Source organism: Terriglobia bacterium, from assembly GCA_020072645.1.
Lineage (GTDB): Bacteria > Acidobacteriota > Terriglobia > Terriglobales > Acidobacteriaceae > Angelobacter.
Genome location: JAIQGK010000004.1, coordinates 271,632 through 286,523 on the forward strand (window position 1 = coordinate 271,632; position 14,892 = coordinate 286,523).

The 14,892-nt window shown below is 54.5% G+C and carries 17 protein-coding genes; 6 read left to right on the forward strand and 11 right to left on the reverse strand.

Features of this window, described 5'->3' with window-relative positions:
• Window position 1: 1 nt before the first annotated feature.
• Window positions 2-793 carry a urate hydroxylase PuuD gene (locus LAO76_08165; protein ID MBZ5490890.1) on the reverse strand — a complete coding sequence of 264 codons (792 nt, stop codon included), beginning with the start codon at window positions 791-793 and terminating at the stop codon, window positions 2-4.
• Window positions 794-891: 98 nt separating this feature from the next.
• Here LAO76_08165 and LAO76_08170 point away from each other — a divergent pair, with 98 nt between their 5' ends.
• Together LAO76_08170 and LAO76_08175 are read left to right on the forward strand one after the other, a co-directional pair.
• Window positions 892-1,233 (forward strand): metalloregulator ArsR/SmtB family transcription factor, encoded by a 342-nt coding sequence (locus tag LAO76_08170; GenBank protein ID MBZ5490891.1) that lies wholly within the window; start codon window positions 892-894, stop codon window positions 1,231-1,233.
• A 30-nt stretch (window positions 1,234-1,263) separates the two neighbouring features.
• Window positions 1,264-2,136, forward strand: a complete 873-nt coding sequence (locus LAO76_08175) for an arsenite methyltransferase (protein ID MBZ5490892.1) — start codon at window positions 1,264-1,266, stop codon at window positions 2,134-2,136.
• Between the two features lie 445 nt (window positions 2,137-2,581).
• On the opposite strand, the gene LAO76_08180 is transcribed toward LAO76_08175, so the two are convergent.
• The 5 genes from LAO76_08180 to LAO76_08200 all read right to left on the reverse strand — a co-directional run bounded on the left by LAO76_08180 (window position 2,582) and on the right by LAO76_08200 (window position 6,248).
• Window positions 2,582-3,961 carry a glycoside hydrolase family 47 protein gene (locus tag LAO76_08180; protein ID MBZ5490893.1) on the reverse strand — a complete coding sequence of 460 codons (1,380 nt, stop codon included), beginning with the start codon at window positions 3,959-3,961 and terminating at the stop codon, window positions 2,582-2,584.
• A 101-nt stretch (window positions 3,962-4,062) separates the two neighbouring features.
• Entirely contained in the window at window positions 4,063-4,326 is a 264-nt protein-coding gene (locus LAO76_08185; protein MBZ5490894.1) for a DUF1203 domain-containing protein, read from the reverse strand.
• The gene (locus LAO76_08190; GenBank protein ID MBZ5490895.1) at window positions 4,254-4,565 is read right to left on the reverse strand and encodes a DUF1203 domain-containing protein; all 312 of its coding nucleotides are present in this window, start codon (window positions 4,563-4,565) and stop codon (window positions 4,254-4,256) included. The genes LAO76_08185 and LAO76_08190 overlap by 73 nt, the downstream gene beginning before the upstream one ends.
• 90 nt (window positions 4,566-4,655) lie before the next feature.
• Complete coding sequence (locus LAO76_08195) at window positions 4,656-5,720, reverse strand: DUF2911 domain-containing protein (protein MBZ5490896.1); 1,065 nt, start codon at window positions 5,718-5,720, stop codon at window positions 4,656-4,658.
• Window positions 5,721-5,822: 102 nt separating this feature from the next.
• Entirely contained in the window at window positions 5,823-6,248 is a 426-nt protein-coding gene (locus LAO76_08200; GenBank protein ID MBZ5490897.1) for an OsmC family protein, read from the reverse strand.
• A gap of 180 nt (window positions 6,249-6,428) precedes the next feature.
• Between LAO76_08200 and LAO76_08205 the strand changes: the two genes are divergently transcribed.
• Window positions 6,429-7,955, forward strand: a complete 1,527-nt coding sequence (locus LAO76_08205; protein MBZ5490898.1) for an AAA family ATPase — start codon at window positions 6,429-6,431, stop codon at window positions 7,953-7,955.
• A gap of 10 nt (window positions 7,956-7,965) precedes the next feature.
• Here LAO76_08205 and LAO76_08210 read toward each other — a convergent pair whose 3' ends face one another.
• The gene (locus LAO76_08210) at window positions 7,966-8,628 is read right to left on the reverse strand and encodes an HAD family hydrolase (GenBank protein ID MBZ5490899.1); all 663 of its coding nucleotides are present in this window, start codon (window positions 8,626-8,628) and stop codon (window positions 7,966-7,968) included.
• Between the two features lie 214 nt (window positions 8,629-8,842).
• Here LAO76_08210 and LAO76_08215 point away from each other — a divergent pair, with 214 nt between their 5' ends.
• A complete protein-coding gene (locus LAO76_08215; GenBank protein ID MBZ5490900.1) occupies window positions 8,843-9,427 on the forward strand; it encodes a porin family protein in 585 nt (194 codons plus the stop codon).
• 164 nt (window positions 9,428-9,591) lie between these two features.
• Complete coding sequence (locus LAO76_08220; GenBank protein ID MBZ5490901.1) at window positions 9,592-10,413, forward strand: response regulator; 822 nt, start codon at window positions 9,592-9,594, stop codon at window positions 10,411-10,413.
• Window positions 10,414-10,422: 9 nt separating this feature from the next.
• On the opposite strand, the gene LAO76_08225 is transcribed toward LAO76_08220, so the two are convergent.
• The 4 genes from LAO76_08225 to LAO76_08240 are packed head-to-tail and all read right to left on the reverse strand — an operon-like array spanning window position 10,423 to window position 14,509.
• Entirely contained in the window at window positions 10,423-10,932 is a 510-nt protein-coding gene (locus tag LAO76_08225) for a MaoC family dehydratase (GenBank protein ID MBZ5490902.1), read from the reverse strand.
• Between the two features lie 14 nt (window positions 10,933-10,946).
• Window positions 10,947-12,113, reverse strand: a complete 1,167-nt coding sequence (locus LAO76_08230; GenBank protein ID MBZ5490903.1) for an acyl-CoA/acyl-ACP dehydrogenase — start codon at window positions 12,111-12,113, stop codon at window positions 10,947-10,949.
• Between the two features lie 30 nt (window positions 12,114-12,143).
• On the reverse strand, window positions 12,144-13,064 hold the full coding sequence (locus LAO76_08235) for a CoA ester lyase (GenBank protein MBZ5490904.1): 921 nt from the start codon (window positions 13,062-13,064) through the stop codon (window positions 12,144-12,146).
• A 35-nt stretch (window positions 13,065-13,099) separates the two neighbouring features.
• Window positions 13,100-14,509: a M20/M25/M40 family metallo-hydrolase gene (locus tag LAO76_08240; protein MBZ5490905.1), complete on the reverse strand. Its 1,410-nt coding sequence runs from the start codon at window positions 14,507-14,509 to the stop codon at window positions 13,100-13,102.
• A 111-nt stretch (window positions 14,510-14,620) separates the two neighbouring features.
• On the opposite strand from LAO76_08240, the gene LAO76_08245 reads away from it, so the two are divergent.
• A complete protein-coding gene (locus tag LAO76_08245; GenBank protein MBZ5490906.1) occupies window positions 14,621-14,836 on the forward strand; it encodes a hypothetical protein in 216 nt (71 codons plus the stop codon).
• Window positions 14,837-14,892: the final 56 nt, after the last annotated feature.

A 14,892-nucleotide genomic window follows, 5' to 3' on the forward strand; every position in this document is an offset into this window, starting at 1 on the left:
TTCATGATCTGAAGATAGGGTAGTGGCTGGCAACCGCCATCATCAGCAGCATGGGAAACGACAAAATGAAATTTGCCTGCGCTGCCAGATGGGCGATGCGCGCAAGCTTCGCTGCTTCCGGCGGCATAGGTGTGCCGTCCGCCGCGCTGACCTCAGTCCAGCGGATGATTTTTTTCTGCATGCGCCAAACGATTCCCCAGACGTTCAATAGCATGAACCAGCCCAGCCCGCCGCCAATGCCAATAGCCAGTAGTCGATTGCTTTCCCATCCGTGAGCGTTAAGCGCCAAGTAAAGCCACGCGGCAGCTATCACCACAACCGCTATCAGGGTTCCAAACACCGGCTTCTTCTTTAATGCTTCGGCCGGCGACATAAGAAGACCCATTTCAATCGCGAATGCTACAGTCCATATGCCGAAGAAGGTTCCAATAGCTCCGCCGCCGCTGGCCTGCGCGTTGCGCGCGTCGGCAGTTACGATCATCATCCAGTACCAGATGCCGGCCAGCACCGTTACTACTGAACTCCAGCGGAACCACCACAGCGCCCGAGGCATCAGCAGGGGCACAACTTTTATGCGTGTGGGAGCGTCCAGTGCGGGAAGAAACTTGGCGTTGATGAGAACAAAGAAATACAGCAGCCCAACCCATGTAATGCCTGCGGCAAAATGGATCCAACGCAGCAGGAGCTGGATGTGCGGCGTAGAGCCTTCAGGAAAAACGATCTGCGGAGAATGAAACATCATCAGCGCCAACGCTTGCATATGGCCTCCCATGTGTTGTGAACTGGTCATCATGGTAGCTGATCCTTCATTTATTGCTCCGATATTTCTGGCAAGAGCGCCACGTTGACAACTGAAGTTATTTCGATAATAATAGAAATATGGAAATTAAATTGGCATCGGCCAGTGACCAGAAGGTATCGCGCTATGCAGAGATGTTTTCCGCTATGGGCGCGGAGCCGAGGCTGCGTATCCTTCGGTTGCTGCTGGCGGCTCATCCCGGAGGGATGGTGGTAAATGAGATTGGCGAGGAATTGGAAATCGCAAACTCAACGCTTTCTCACCATCTGGATAAGTTAAAGAATGAAGACCTGGTGGAAGTGCGGCGGGAAGGGACTTTCCTGCGTTATTCGGCAAACACCAAAGCGCTGGCTGAACTGCTGGGCTTTTTGTATGCCGAGTGCTGCACCCGCAACAAAGCAGTAGAGCCGCAGCGTATTACATGCTGCAAATAATCCGTATTCATAGATTTGAGGAGAAGCAAAATGAGCGCACAAGATATCAAGGAAGTCGTAAAAGAGCGCTACGGCGCGGCTGCCCGGCGCGTGACCACAGGTGAAGGAAGCTCCTGCTGCGGCGCGTCCGCACAGTGCGGCACAGACATCGATCCCATCACGCGCGATCTGTATGACGCTTCGCAAACCGGAATTTTGCCCGAAGAGGCGGTAAAAGCTTCTCTGGGATGTGGCAATCCAACGGCGCTGGCTGAACTCAAGCCGGGCGAGACGGTGCTGGACCTAGGGTCGGGCGGCGGGATTGACGTTTTGCTTTCCGCACGCCGAGTTGGGCCAACCGGCAAAGCTTACGGCCTGGACATGACTGATGACATGCTGGCGCTGGCGCGTGAGAACCAAAAGAAATCAGGCGTTACGAACGTTGAATTCCTGCGCGGCGAAATTGAAAACATTCCGCTGCCGGCAGATTCCGTGGATGTAATCATCTCCAACTGCGTCATCAATCTTTCTGCCGACAAGGATCGCGTGCTCAGCGAGGCCTTCCGTGTGCTTAAACCGGGTGGCCGCCTGGCGGTTTCCGACGTTGTGGTGCACGGCGACGTACCGGAGGAGATCCAGCAGAGCTTGCTGCTGTGGGTCGGCTGCATTGCCGGGGCGCTGCGTGATGAAGACTACGTGAGCAAATTGAAAGCTGTGGGCTTTGAGTGCGTCAGCATCGAACCCACGCGCGTTTACCAGATTGAAGATGCAAGAGCTTTTCTGACCGGGCAGGGAATGGACGTTGACGCAATCGCGCCGCTGGTAGAAGGCAAGTTTATGAGCGCCTTCATCCGTGCCAGCAAACCGCCGTTCGGGACGGTACTGAAACAAAGCCTGGGACTGAATGTCTTGAAGTGCTGCTAAGCCGGGAAGCGAACGCCGCTGAACGATCCTTAAAATTCAAGCCCTGTGACAAAACGGCTGGGCGCATGGCGCAACAGCCTGTGCCAACTTGTCACAGGGCTTTTGTTTACCAATGACGGTCCCTTTATTTTCATCAACTTACGCGCATCCTCGTTTGGTCTCGGTCTTGCAATAAGAATAGGCAGACGGTAGCTGACTAAGAGCGACGCGCACTGTGCTTGGGTCGGTAGGTGAAGAGTGGCGCTGACGCTGGTAGCAAATGAGCTTTGCGGAGGAGAAGTATGGTGGGTGAGATAAAAGGACATCGGCTGTGGCGTTTTCCGGGGAAGGTGCCTCCAAGCCTTTTCTTACGTCCGGATGTCCTTTTATCTCTTTTTTCCGAGTTACTTTACGGCCCGCTTCCAAAAGCAATCACGTGGGCATGCCGCCTGTAATATTTTTCAACTTAAAAATCTTTAGCCTGATTTGACCAGGTCTTCCTGAGCGGATGCGCCTCGGTGTTGAACACCACTTTATTCAGGTCCATGGTTTCGCGCGGCGCGAACAGCAAATAAAGGTACTTGAGCGTCTCTGCCAGAAAATAACTTTCCATGCTGTCTCGTTTGGCCTTGGTTTCCACGCTGCTCAGCGCGGCATATCCGGCGTCCGTCTTACAGAAGCGGACCAGACTCAGCAGAAAAGTGGATCCCATCTCCTGGTAGCGATCATCTTTGGTATAAAAAGCCAGATAATAGGCGGACTCGATAATCTCCGGACGCAGCTGATATCCCGGAGCTACGACCTTCATGGTGCTGTAGTCCAGCGTCTCTGGCTCAATCCCAAAAGTCGTCCACATCTTGTAGGACGATTCCTGCAATTTGCGCGCGCGATCCAGATCGCCAGAACGCGCCAGCGCTGCGGGAAAGAACGCATCGAGTGCGCCATACTGCGTGGAAATGCGCTTGCCGGTGTTCATGTCCGCCTGTCCGTACCAGAGGCCGTTGCGAGTGTTATCAGCCAGATACTTGTTTACGGCCTTCACGCTGTTCTCCCACATCTTTTTGCAATCCTTATCACCAAACAACAGCCATGACTTGAGCAGGTACTCGTAATAGGAATCAATGCCTCCGCTGATGTGGCTGGTGGCGTCTATCCACTGACCGGTTTCAACGTTGATGGTAGAACCCACCAAGCCGATCTTGGATCGCCTGCTGTACAACGCGACCACGGCACTTTTCGCCTTGTCGTAATAAATCGGCTTGCCGGTAAGTTTGCTGAGCGTGCCGAACTCCAGCAGCAGCGTGCCGATTTCCGCGGGATTGCTCTCTATGCCGCGCGTTTTGCCCGTCTTAAGATTTATGAACATGTAAGGCATGCCGGTGGGAGAATTAAAGACCGGCAGAAGCCGATTCCCCAGATTGTCGGCCAGGTCCAGCAGCCGATGATCGCCTGTCATCTGGTAGCTGCTTAGCAATCCGCCCAGAAGGCGGATGGTGATTTCAAAATTCTTGACTTCAATGTCCTGATCAAAGGAGAGGTTTGTCGCGATAAATTCCCGCGTCTTGTCCGCTTCATCGGTCAATCCCATGATCAACATCGTGTCCAGGGCATCGACGGGCGTCATGAGCAAAGATTTGCTGTGCCAGTCATGATGGCCTTTGCTGAGCGGCGTGAGCTCATCGTGTCCCCAGGCATATTGCTTGTAGGCATTCCATGCGTAGAGAAACTCAGACCGAACTTGCAGCGCCATGGGGCCGGGCGCGGGGACGACAGATTTTTGCGCGACGGCGACGGCTGGCGGAATAAGAGTGCCAAGCAGGGTGAAGGTGCATAACCATCTGCGCATGACGCGAAAGTCTCCCTGCCAAATTCGATTGAAATCGCATCCATGATAGCGCAGAGGTGAGCCTGCGGGGTTATGCATTCTTAAACCCAGCGGAGAGGCGTTTAGCTGTGATGGTCTGGTGCGTCAGCATCCCGCTCGATCCGCGCGATGAAGCAGCCCGCCTCAGTGTTGCGAATGTGAATGTAACGAACGCCACTGGTTTGCAGGAGCCGCTCTACCGAGCTTTCAATCTCATCTGCCGACGGACGTTCACGGACGATGATCCAGCGGTTTTCGCCGTAGGCTTCCAGAGTCAGAGGGAGACATCGCAGTTCTTCGGGAAAGGCCCGCTGATCGTCATAGCCAGGGCACGATTTTGCATGAATTTTGCATGAATAAAGACAGGACCCGGTGACGGGTAGCTGTCCAGACTCTCAAACGGGTTGTAAGTGAACAGAATGCGGTCTTCTTCGCCAGTCCGAAACTGTTTTAGACACAGGCGGCAAGGGCCGTAGCCAGTGGCAAGCTCTTTATGGGCAGGGTGTCCGTATTGTGGAGACTTCAGTGTGCTGCGGACCTGCTCTGCAATTTTAGAGTCGATAGGTACAACGCGAAATCCAGCCAAGGTTTCCTCCTAGAGTCGGCGCTGATGTCGCCGTGATTAAGAGGTTAGAGCCAAGGCTGGATCTCGCACACTCCGCAGCTTGCGTTCAAATTATTTATTGATGTCCTGCTTGGCCTCCAGGCGCTTTACCAGACCCTCAAGCGTCGGCTTTGCCGGACCAGGAGCAGCGGCCAGGGCAAGTTTCATTTCTTTGGTTGCGCCGTCATAATCGCCCTTGGCCGCTGCCAGCCGTGCTGCTTCTGTTCGAACCAACCAGTGATTGGGGTCTTTCTTGATGTTGTTGCGGAAGATCACAAATGCCTCATCCTGTTTGCCAGCCAGTTGCAACTGGCGGCCGTAGCCATGCAGTTGCGTGATGCTCGCGATCCCCAGGGCCTTGTTGCGCGCGACGGTTGCTTCTTCCTTGCGGTTCAGCGCATCAAGAATCTGCGACTTGTTCATCAGATTGTCAAAGCGCTCTTCCACCCCGATTGATCGATCTTCATACTTGAGCGCTTCTTCCAGATTGTATTTGTTGGTCAGCAAGTAAGTGGCGGCGTCGTTCCAGCCGTCCCAGGTGTACTGGGCCAGCCCGCGGAGTTGCGAATGCAGGTTCTGCGCCACAATCTCATTGGTGTTGACCTCTATCTTGAACGGCACAGCAAGTTTTTCCCAGCGCATGGTCACCACTGCGGAATCAGGAGTGACCTCGTCAAAGTCATAACCAAGGGCTTCACGCATTTCGGCAGCCTGCGGCTTCACTGTCACGCGAAGGGCATCCTCAGACTGGTTATAGGTAAAGCTGCCCCATGAGGTCGCGGCCTTGGAAAAGATGATGGTCCATTCGTTCTCCGTGGGAAGCATGTGCAGGCCATAAATGCCCTTGGCCAGCGGCTTGCCCTCCACGGTTACTGGATCGGTGAATTCGATCGTTGTGTTTTCATTGGCGCCGGCACGCCACACCTGACCGTACGGCACAAGTCCGCCCCATACTTTTCTGCCTTTCACCAGCGGGCGATGGTAATTGATGGTGATGTCCGTGATACCTACTCGCTGGATGACCTTTGCATGCTGGCTGTCACGCGGCAAATCGAGTACAGCGGATTGCGCGTGGCCCAAAGTTGCGGCGAAAACAATGGCGATGAATACTGGGGTAAGCGCGAAGTTCCTGCGCATGTTAGTGCCTCCAGGGGGATCAATTTTACTGAACGAGGAATGACCGAAGTTTAGACGCGAAGCCCGCGCGGTTGTTAGCGCAGGCTTCGTCAGAGCGGATGGTTAATTTTCCAGTTGAGCGTCCATGGTGATCTTTGCATTCAGCAGCTTGGAGATGGGGCAGCCCTCTTTGGCGTTTTTGGCCGCTTCTTCAAACTTGGCTTTATCCGCGCCGGGAATCTTCACTTTTACCTGCAGGTGGGACGAGGTGACCGCGAAGCCGGAGTCGAGCTTTTCCAGCGTGACGGTGGCTGTGGTGTCTATGGACTGCGCCGTCATTCCGGCGTTGCCGAGCTGCGCTGAAAGGGCCATGCTGAAGCAGCCGGCGTGGGCCGCGGCAATCAGTTCTTCAGGGTTGGTGCCTGGCTGCGATTCAAAACGGGTGGCAAAAGAATATGGCGTGTTCTTTAAAACTCCGCTGGGGGATGTGAGCGTGCCCTTGCCATCTTTCAGGCCGCCGCTCCAGTGTGCGCTTGCATTGCGTTGCATGAGTTATTTTGCTCCTCAAATGAGATAGAAGAATTGTATACGGATGGCGCCGATTGGTGAGACGAAGCAGGAAACACCCACCACGGAGACACGGAGTAAAGCGAAGACGAAAAGTCCTGATAGGCAGCGATATATCCTCCAAATTGTACAATGATCGGCGCTAGTGCAAGAGGACGATCCATGTTCGAAAGATATACAGAAAAGGCGCGGCGTGTAATCTTTTTCGCCCGGTATGAGGCCAGCCAGTTCGGCAGCCCTTATATAGAGACCGAGCACCTGCTGCTGGGCTTGTTGCGTGAAGATAAGGCCTTGGCGCATCGTTTTCTGCCTGCAAAGACTGAGGACATCTACCGAACCATTGAAGCGGCCACGATCAAACGAGAAAAGGTTTCCACGTCAGTGGATTTACCTCTTAGCGAGGAAGGGAAGCGCGTTCTTGGTCATGCCGCGGAAGAGGCTGAGCGGCTTTCCCACAAACATATCGGGACGGAGCACCTTCTGCTGGGACTGCTGCGCGGAGAAACGTCCTTTGCCGCACGGATCCTGAATGAGAATGGTGTTCGACTCCCGGCTGTGCGGGAAGAACTCTCCCGAGTAATGGAAGATGCGCAGCCTATTGCGCCCAAAGCATTCGTATTGCTTTCAGAATTCAGCGAGTACATGACGCGAATCGCACGCGAACAACGCTATTCAGCACTTGTCGGAAGAGAGAAGGAGTTCGAGCAGATGGTCCATATTCTTGGCCGCTCGAACAAGAATAATGTCGTCCTTGTGGGCGAACCCGGAGTAGGGAAAAAGACGATGGTGGAAGAGTTGGCCCAGCGGGTGGCAGACAATAAGGCAACGGCGTTTCTACAGGACAAGCTGTTTGTCTCAATTGATCTGGCGATGGTTGTTACTGCGGCCCAGCATAGCCGGCGCTCCACAGAGTTTCTGAAAGCGATTACAGCGGAAATGGTCAAGGCCGAGAAGGACACTCAGTTCTTTTTCGACGAACTGCACGCCTTGCTCGCTGCAGGTCCGGAAGGTGGCGCTAACGAAATTACTTTGCTGCTCAAGCCTGTGCTGCTGAGCGGAAAAGTCAGATGCATTGCATCCGCCACGGCGGCTGAGCATCACGCGGCGCTCGAGCAAGCTCCATGGCTGAACGAGCGATTTCTTGCCGTAAAGGTGGAACCGCCGACCGAAGAGACAGCTCGCAAAATCCTGCAAGTCGAGAAAGATCGGTTTGAAAAATTTCACTCCGTACAATTTACCGACGAAGCGATTACCGCAGCCGTGGTCCTTTCCAACCGCCTCATTGCAAATCATTCTCTGCCCGACAAGGCCATTGACCTAATTGACGATGCCGGCGCTTACGTGAAGATGAAGCAGGAGAAAGCCGTACTGCCGGAAGAAGTAAAGGAGGCGAGAAAGCGGCTTAAATTTATTGCCGCCCGTCATGAGAATGCAGTAGACAACCATGAATTTGAAAAGGCACGTTTTTATGCTAACGAAGAGCGGACGCAGCGTGAGGTCCTGGCGCAGTTGCACCTGAAACATAATATTCCGGAGAGGCAGATCGTCGTGAAGGAGGACGTTGAGGAAGCCCTGGCGCGGTGGACCGGAATGCCCATAGAAGCTGTGCGGGAGGTCTCCCGCAGTATGGAAATCGCAAGCCAGAAGCCGAAGACATTGCCTAAGAAGAAGCCAAAGAAAAAAACCTAAGACAGCCGCCTTAGCGCTTCACAGTACTGGAAGCGAGTTCAAGGGCGACGTCCCCGTCGCGCAATGTTGCCTTCACATCCGCCAGATTGCCAATGATGGCATGGGCGGCTTGCAGTTGATCTGCCGGATAAGTGGTTTGCAGCGCAATAGCTTTCATCCCGGCAGATCGTGCCGAGGCAATCCCTGCCGGAGAATCTTCAAACACCAGGCACTCCGCCGGCACAAATCCGAGCAATGCCGCGCCTTTAAGGAAAGGCTCGGGCGAAGGTTTACCATGGATGACGTCATTGGCGGTGATCATATGGCGGGGAACCGGAATGCCGGCATAGCCAAGACGCGCAACCGCCAATGGTCGCGTTGCCGAAGTGACGATGGCAAAGCGGTCAGGAGGCAGGTGGGTAAGCAGTTCCGCCGCGCCGGGCAGGGCCGTTACGCCTTCTTTGTCATCGATTTCCATTTGTTCCACGACAATATTTTCTTTTTCGGCGTCCAATTGCGGAGCCACCGCGCGGATGGTTTCAACGCTGCGCCGACCATGTGCCAAAGACGCGACGCGTTCTGGATCGAACCCATGTTTGGCCGCCCATGTCCGCCACACGCGTTCTACAGACGGAGTGGAATCCATCAACACGCCGTCCATATCAAAGAGAATTGCTTTGGCGGAGAAGATCATTTTCCAGAATAACAGCTAGAGCCGTGATGGCCAGTGGATAGTCTTAACAAAACAAAACGAATGCCCGAGCAAAAGGCATGAAACCAGCTTGATACCATCGGATTCTGGACATAGTTTGCCGCTGGTAGGATAATCGGCCATAGTTGCTGATAGATTGAGGGATGGATAGATTTGGCATTTAGGCTCGTCCAGCCTTCACGTATTGGAGAGAGACTTGAAAAAACTATCGTTTCTTGTAATGACATTCGCACTGATTTTTCTGCTGGGAAGCCCCGCGCTGGCACAGCAATTTGACCTTTCGGCCGGCGTTTCCGGGTTGACCGGCCCATCCAGCACTCCCGATTTACAAACCATCGGCGGAGGGGCCTACCCGACTTTTGGTCTGGATTTTCTGTTCTACCACAACCTGGGAGTCGGATTTAACGCGGCTTTCCGCGCCAACCAGAACCTATACCAGGGACAGTTACCGTTCCGGCCCTTTTTCTATGACGTGGATGCGGTGTATGCACCGCCGCTGGGCAAGCGCGCGCAGTTGGAATTTTCGGCCGGAATCGGGGCCGAGAGTGTCCGTTTTTACACGCCGACTTTCCAGTGCTCGTTCACCGGCTGTACGAATTTTGTGAGCAGCAATCATTTCCTGGGACAATTTGGCGCGGGCTTCAGGCTGTACGTGACCCCCAAAATTTTCATCCGGCCTGAAGCGCATCTGTATGAAGTACATAACAATGTTGAGTTCAGCGGTGCGCGCGCTACCCGCTTTGGTGTATCGATCGGCTATTCGTTTAAGAACCAGGAATAAGTCCGCAAAGCATTGCATTCAGGAAGGCCCATCTGGCGAGGATGGGCCTTTCGTACGATGCAGTATCTTCCAACCGGACAACTGGCCTACCGCTCATCCCTCTTATCTTTTCTCGGTGTCCAACGATACGGATGCAAAAATCATCCAAGTTGCTGGAGTTGAAAATGGCGACCCGGATTTTGTTCGTCGACGACGAGGCGGGGATACGCAATACACTAAAGCCAATACTTGAACAGCATGGGTTTGAAGTGACTGCGGCGGCAACCGTTCCTGAAGCACTGGAACACATGAACCATGCGACTTTTGATGTGCTGCTTTCCGATTTGAACATAGGGCAGCCGGGAGACGGCTTTACCGTGGTGAGCGCCATGCGCCGCGTCCAGCCGAAAGCCGCAACCTTTATACTTACCGGCTATCCGGATTTTGATACTGCGCTACAAGCCATTCGCAGCCAGGTGGACGATTACCTGCTCAAGCCTACTGACGTTCCGACACTGATTCATACAATACAGAGCCGGCTGGAGAACCGCCGCCATGTCCCGCCAGACAGGCCGATCAAGCGAGTTTCAGATCTTATGGAAGAAAGCCTTGCGGAAATAACCAAAGAATGGCTGAGGCTGGTGAAAGCACATCACGAAATAGGGGCCATACGGATCAGTGACAAGGACCGGGTTGATCACTTGCCCCTGCTCATTGATGAAATGGCAAAGCGGGTAGATCAAGATTCTGAGATTACAACAGAGCGGGCAAAATTGGCAGCGGTAGACCACGGGAAACAGCGCGCACTTCAGGGGTACAGCATCCCGCTGGTTGTGATTGAAATGCGATTGCTGCAGCATGTGCTCTCTGCGGTGTTGCAACACAATCTCATTCGCATGGACTTAAGCACGGTGATCGGCGACATGATGCTGGTGGGCGAAAGCCTGCAAGAACAACTGGAATTCTCCATTCGAGGATTTCAGCAAGGCGCGCGCGAAGCTGCTTAACTTCACAGGCTATTTCTTTGCCGGAGCGATTTTTGGTTGCGGGATTACCGGGACGTGTCCGCGTTTGTAAATCATCATCGTGCGGGTGAATTCGATCACTACGCTACCATCCTGCTTGTAGCCAATTGTTTTTACCTTAACGATACCCACGTTAGGGCGTGACTTAGATTCGCGTTTTTCCAGAACTTCACTGCGGGAATAAACCGTGTCACCTTCAAAGAGTGGATTGGGCAGGCGCACTTCATCCCAGCCCAGATTTGCCATGGCGTTTTGTGAAACGTCGGCCACGGACTGTCCGGTAACCAGCGCCAGAGTGAACGTGGAATCGACCAGCGGCTTGCCATATTCGGTTTGCGCACTGTACGCCGCGTCAAAGTGAATGGGATTTGTATTCTGCGTGAGCAGCGTGAACCAGATATTATCGGCGGCAATCACAGTTCGTCCCAGTGGATGCTGATAAATATCACCCACTTCGAAATCTTCAAAAACGCGTCCAGTCCAGCCTTGTTTAACCGTCATGGTTGTTCTCCGTGCTAATACGAACGCGGCAATCCCAGCACGTGTTCGGCAATATAAGAAAGGATAAGGTTGGTGGAAATCGGCGCTACCTGGTAGAGTCGCGTTTCACGGAACTTGCGTTCTACGTCATACTCCTCGGCGAAGCCGAAGCCGCCATAGGTTTGCACCGTGGCATTGGCCGATTCCCAAGACGCGTCCGCTGCCAGCAGCTTGGCCATGTTGGCTTGTGGGCCGCAAGGCAGGTGGGCGTCGAACAGCGTTGCGGCTTTTTCCACCATGAGCGATGCTGCTTCACCATTGGCATACGCGCGGGCAAGAGGGAACTGGAGGCCCTGGTTCTGCCCGATAGGCCGACCAAACACGACGCGATCCCTGGCGTAACGGCATGCGCGCTCCAGAAACCAGCGTCCGTCGCCAATGCATTCAGCAGCAATCAGAATGCGCTCGGCATTCAGGCCGTCGAGCAAGTAGCGGAAACCCTGACCTTCTTCGCCGATAAGATTTTCCGCAGGAACTTCAACATCATCAAAAAAGACCTCTGTCGTTGCATGGTTCATCATGGTGCGTATCGGACGGATCGTGAGCCCATGATTCTTGGCGTGGCGAAGATCCACCAAGAGGGCGGAGAGACCTTCGCTCCGTTTCTTTACCTGCTCGATTGGCGTTGTCCGCGCGACCAGCAGCATCAGGTCAGAATGTTCCGCGCGGGAGATCCATATCTTCTGGCCTTTCACCAAGTACTTGTCGCCAACGCGGCGAGCAAAGGTCTTCATCTGCGTGGTGTCGGAACCGGTGGTCGGCTCGGTGACGCCGAAGGCCTGAAGACGAAGCTCACCACGGGCCAGTGCAGGTAGATATTTCTTCTTCTGGGTCTCCGAGCCGTGGCGCAGAAGCGTTCCCATTACATACATCTGAGCATGGCAGGCCGCGGCGTTGCCGCCGGAACGGTGGATTTCTTCCAGAATGGTTGCGGCTTCACTGATACCCATCCCAGCGCCGCCGTATTCTTCTGGAATGAGCGTAGCCATGTATCCGGCCTTGGTCAGCGCCTGCACAAAAGCTTCAGGATAAGCGCGCCGGCTATCGAGTTCACGCCAGTAAGAATCGGGAAAATTGCGGCACAATTCAGCGACGGCGCTTTTGAGTTCCTGTTGCAGCTCGGTCTTTGTAGTAGGAGACATGATGGTTCGGCGTTCGACCGCGACTGCACTCTACACTAATCCAATTTTTCTGGCGATAGCCAGCTTCTTGCGTTCGGCGGGCAAGCTGGCCGCATCCACCATTTCATCTTTATAAACCATGGCGCCGACGCCGGAATTAACATCAGAGTGCTCGTAAAGATCAATGATCTCCCGCGCCCGCGTGATTTCCTCCGGTGAAGGAGTGAAGACCCGGTTGATGACCGGAACCTGATCGGGATGAATGGCCCACTTTCCGTCGAAACCCATTTGCGCGGCGGAACGCGCATCATGCTCGCATTGTTTCAGGTCGCGAAACTGAAGCGTGACGCCATCCACAACGTCGATTCCGGCGGCCCGCGCAGCGGCTGCCGTCTTGGCTTTGGGGTAGTGATAGAGCGCGAACTGCTCGCGCACCGCATCTCTTGCGCCGATGCTGCCGGCATAATCCACCACGCCAAAAATCAGACCAGCCAGGCGCGGCGTTGATGCTGCAATCTGCTCGGCGTGGAGAACACCTTTCGCGCTCTCAATTAGAACTTCCAGCCGGATACGGCCAGCAGGGAGTCCAATGTTCTGCTCAATCTGCGTGAGCAGCCGGTCCGCGAAGTGCACGTCAGATGCATCCTCCACTTTGGGAACCACAACGACATCAATGTTTCTGCCCGCTGCTTCCACAACATCGATTACGTCGCGGTAGAAGAATTTCGTATGAATCCCGTTTGCGCGGAAGGCGCGAATCTTGCCACGAAAGTCGAGAGAAGTAAGGGCCTCTATCAGCGTTTTGCGCGCGGCAACTTTCTGCGAAGGAGCGCAGCCATCCTCCAAGTCGAAGATGACCTCGTCGGCTTCGCTGGTCGCGGCCCTGGCCATCATCTTGAGAGAATGCGCGGGACAGGCGAGTTCACTGCGCCGGACAGTGATGGCGTCGGCGCTATCTAGCGAGGCTGACATCGTATCTCCTCCCGTCGCGGCGAGTTCGCATGGGATTATTGTGCTCCCAGAGATTTGATGAATTCATAATAAAAGTCCACGCCATCGTAAAAATCCTTTACTCCAATGCGTTCGTCTTTGCCATGCGCGCGCACATCGTCCACATCTTCAAACACGCCGGGAACGCCGTAGGTGGGAATTCCTGCGATGCGCAGGTACTTGCCGTCGCTAGCCCCGGTATCCATTACTGGAACAATGGGAAGGCCGCCATACAATTTTGCGCTCAGCGCTTGCAGCTTGCTTACAATTAAAGGATTGATGGCAGACGCAGGAGCGGGAATGGCTTCACCAGACACACTCACCATGATGCGATCATCCGCCAGTACGCGCTTTAATGTGTCCTGAACATTCTGTAGTGAATCCTGGGGCAGCATGCGGCAATTCACGTTGGCGGCAGCGGTTTGCGGCAGGGCGTTGTTGGCGTGCCCGCCTTCAAGACGCGTTGCGACGCAGGTGGTGCGCAGAAGAGCATTGAAGAATGCCGACTGGCTCAGGCGCTTGGCGGCTTCATCCGCTTTGGCGTGGTCGGAACCAGTCACTGCGCGAAAGTCGGCACCGGTGGCTGGCGTCTCCAGCGCGGCGGTCCGCTCAAAGTATCCACGCGTCGTCTCATTGAGGCTCACAGGAAAATCAAAGTCTGCGAGACGCGCCAATCCCCGCGAAAGATGATAGATTGCGTTATCTTTCACCGGCCGCGAGCTGTGGCCGCCATTGCTTTTTACTTCCAGACGGAAATCGACGTAGTTCTTTTCGCTGGTCTGCATGCCCAGCAGCATGCGCTTGCCTTTTTTGGTTTCGAAGTCGCCGGCATCGGTGTTGATGCAGTACTCGGCATCGATCCAATCGTGATGGTTTTTAGCCAGCCATTGCGCGCCATTGGAGTCGCCGCCCTCTTCGTCTGCCGTGAGCGCCAGGATGAGGTCGCGCGCGGGAACCCAGCCTTCTTTTTTCAAGCGGATAAAATTTGCGACCAGGATGGTGTCGCCCTGCTTGATGTCAGACGTGCCGCGGCCATAGAAAAAGCCATCCACTTCATTGAACTTGAACGGATCCATGGACCAATCCTGACGCAGAGCCTCTACCACGTCGAGATGAGCGATAAACAGGATGGGCTTGCCTGCGCCGCGTCCGTGCAGGCGGACGACAAGGTTCTTCTTGTTCGGCTTTGGCCCATCGACGTGAATATCTTCTGCGGGGAAGCCTGCCGCCCGAAAACGCTCGGCCATAGCTTCTGCGGCGGCGGTTACGTTGCCGGCAGGCGTGTCAGTGGTGTTGATTTCAATGAGCTGCTTAAAAATGTCACGGGCAAACTGATGTTCCGGTGACAGAGCAGCTTGAGATTGGGCGAAAGCGACGCCGCACAGCAAAGCCGCGCCGCAAGCCAGAGTTAGAAACCATTTAATCATTGTGCGTTGGATTATAAATTCTGGCGGCAGAAAAACAGCTCGCAATGCGACCAAAATCCTTATAATTAAGGTATGGCAAGAGGTTGGGAAAGCAAGTCAGTTGAAGCGCAAATGGAAACTGCAAATGATGGCGCGACGCCAGGCGCAAAGGGCCCACTTACTGACGGCGAGAAGAAAGCCCGGCACGAGCGCGATAGCCTAAAACTTTCCCGCGCTTATATCGTGCATCAGATTGAAGCTTCCACCAATGAGCGTTACACCAGGTCCTTGCAGCAGGCGTTGAGCGAAATCGACGAGAGGCTGGCCAGGCTGGTGAAGCCGCAGTAAAGAACGCCAAAGCCGGACTTCGGCGGAAGCCAAGCCAGAAGTGTCCCGATAGCCGA

Excerpts from the sequence above, each read along its gene's own strand:
- LAO76_08220 (MBZ5490901.1), top strand. The coding sequence starts at position 9,592 with ATGGCGACCCGGATTTTGTTCGTCGACGACGAGGCGGGGATACGCAAT.
- LAO76_08165 (MBZ5490890.1), bottom strand. The coding sequence starts at position 793 with ATGATGACCAGTTCACAACACATGGGAGGCCATATGCAAGCGTTGGCG.
- LAO76_08175 (MBZ5490892.1), top strand. The coding sequence starts at position 1,264 with ATGAGCGCACAAGATATCAAGGAAGTCGTAAAAGAGCGCTACGGCGCG.
- LAO76_08245 (MBZ5490906.1), top strand. The coding sequence starts at position 14,621 with ATGGAAACTGCAAATGATGGCGCGACGCCAGGCGCAAAGGGCCCACTT.
- LAO76_08235 (MBZ5490904.1), bottom strand. The coding sequence starts at position 13,064 with ATGTCAGCCTCGCTAGATAGCGCCGACGCCATCACTGTCCGGCGCAGT.
- LAO76_08200 (MBZ5490897.1), bottom strand. The coding sequence starts at position 6,248 with ATGCAACGCAATGCAAGCGCACACTGGAGCGGCGGCCTGAAAGATGGC.
- LAO76_08230 (MBZ5490903.1), bottom strand. The coding sequence starts at position 12,113 with ATGTCTCCTACTACAAAGACCGAGCTGCAACAGGAACTCAAAAGCGCC.
- LAO76_08240 (MBZ5490905.1), bottom strand. The coding sequence starts at position 14,509 with ATGATTAAATGGTTTCTAACTCTGGCTTGCGGCGCGGCTTTGCTGTGC.
- LAO76_08205 (MBZ5490898.1), top strand. The coding sequence starts at position 6,429 with ATGTTCGAAAGATATACAGAAAAGGCGCGGCGTGTAATCTTTTTCGCC.
- LAO76_08210 (MBZ5490899.1), bottom strand. The coding sequence starts at position 8,628 with ATGATCTTCTCCGCCAAAGCAATTCTCTTTGATATGGACGGCGTGTTG.
- LAO76_08225 (MBZ5490902.1), bottom strand. The coding sequence starts at position 10,932 with ATGACGGTTAAACAAGGCTGGACTGGACGCGTTTTTGAAGATTTCGAA.
- LAO76_08180 (MBZ5490893.1), bottom strand. The coding sequence starts at position 3,961 with ATGCGCAGATGGTTATGCACCTTCACCCTGCTTGGCACTCTTATTCCG.
- LAO76_08195 (MBZ5490896.1), bottom strand. The coding sequence starts at position 5,720 with ATGCGCAGGAACTTCGCGCTTACCCCAGTATTCATCGCCATTGTTTTC.